Annotated in this window: 1 protein-coding gene and 1 pseudogene; one reads left to right on the top strand and one right to left on the bottom strand. The window is 64.5% G+C overall.

Annotated features, from left to right (window positions below; all coding sequences use genetic code 11):
* Position 1 precedes the first annotated feature (1 nt).
* Positions 2-694: a response regulator transcription factor gene (locus ACNPM4_RS10370; protein WP_029262742.1), complete on the bottom strand. Its 693-nt coding sequence runs from the start codon at positions 692-694 to the stop codon at positions 2-4.
* Positions 695-788: 94 nt separating this feature from the next.
* Here ACNPM4_RS10370 and ACNPM4_RS10365 point away from each other — a divergent pair.
* A pseudogene (locus tag ACNPM4_RS10365) lies at positions 789-1,187 on the top strand (hypothetical protein); the annotation flags it as partial.

The raw sequence follows: 1,187 nt of genomic DNA, 5'->3' as shown, positions 1-1,187 counted from the left end.
GTCAGACCGACTTGCCGACCTTGAGCATGTATCCGAACCCGCGCTTGGTCTGGATGAGCGACTCTTCGGTGTGCGGGTCGATCTTGCGACGCAGGTACGAGATGTAGCTCTCGACGATGCCGGCATCGCCGTTGAAGTCGTACTCCCAGACATGATCGAGGATCTGTGCCTTCGACAGAACGCGATTCGGGTTGAGCATCAGGTAGCGCAGCAGCTTGAACTCGGTCGGGCTGAGCTCGATCGGCTCCTTGCCGACGTGGACATCGTGCGTGTCTTGATCCATCGACAGCTCACCGGCGCGGATGATCGACTCCTCGTCGGCCTGCATCGTGCGCCGCAGGATCGCCTGCGCCCTCGCGACGATCTCGTCGAGGCTGAAGGGTTTGGTGACGTAGTCGTCGCCGCCGGCGTTGAGGCCCTCGATCTTGTCCTCGGTGCCGTCCTTCGCCGTGAGGAACAGGATCGGTGCGGTGAACCCGGCGCCGCGGAGGCGCTTGGTGACGCTGAACCCGTTCATGTCCGGGAGCATGACGTCGAGGATGATCAGGTCCGGCTCCTCTTCGAGGACGGCCGAGATCGTGGCGGCGCCGTTGGCCACCGTCTTCACCTGGAATCCGGCGAAGCTGAGACCCGTCGAGAGCAGGTCACGGATGTTGGGTTCGTCGTCGACGACCAGGATGCGCGGAGCAGTCATGTCCCCATTATGGTGACTTCGGCCATGCAGTTGCTGACTATTGTCCGGAACGGCGCGGAGTCGCGCACCTCTGCATCATTGAGAGGATGGAAGCATGAGCTCGAACGAGGACGCCTCCGCCGCCCCCGCATCCGCCATCGCTCCGGCCGTGCCCTCGCCCGCCGAGCAGATCCCCTACCACCGTCTTGCACGCCTGCGACCGAGGTACCGCTGGTGGCGGATGCTCGTGACCGGAGTCGTCGGAGTGGCGCTCTACGTGGCGATCCTGCTCCTCCTGATCGTGCCGCTCGTCGTCGCCTCGCTGCTCGTGCCGGGTTGGGGAGCCGAGATTCAGGTTCTCCTCACGACGGTGCAGTACTTCGACCTCGATCGCCCCTGGCTCTTCCTCGCACTGGTGTTGCCCTTGATCCTGATGATCCCCGCGCTCCTGCTCGCGTCGCGCATCGTCGAGGGGCGCGGCGTCGGCCTGCTTTCCTCTGTCACCGGGCGGCTG

It is taken from the genome of Microbacterium umsixpiens (genome assembly GCF_053543675.1).
This window is presented reverse-complemented; position numbering and strand designations above follow the sequence as displayed.

Excerpts from the sequence above, each read along its gene's own strand:
- ACNPM4_RS10370 (WP_029262742.1), bottom strand. The coding sequence starts at position 694 with ATGACTGCTCCGCGCATCCTGGTCGTCGACGACGAACCCAACATCCGT.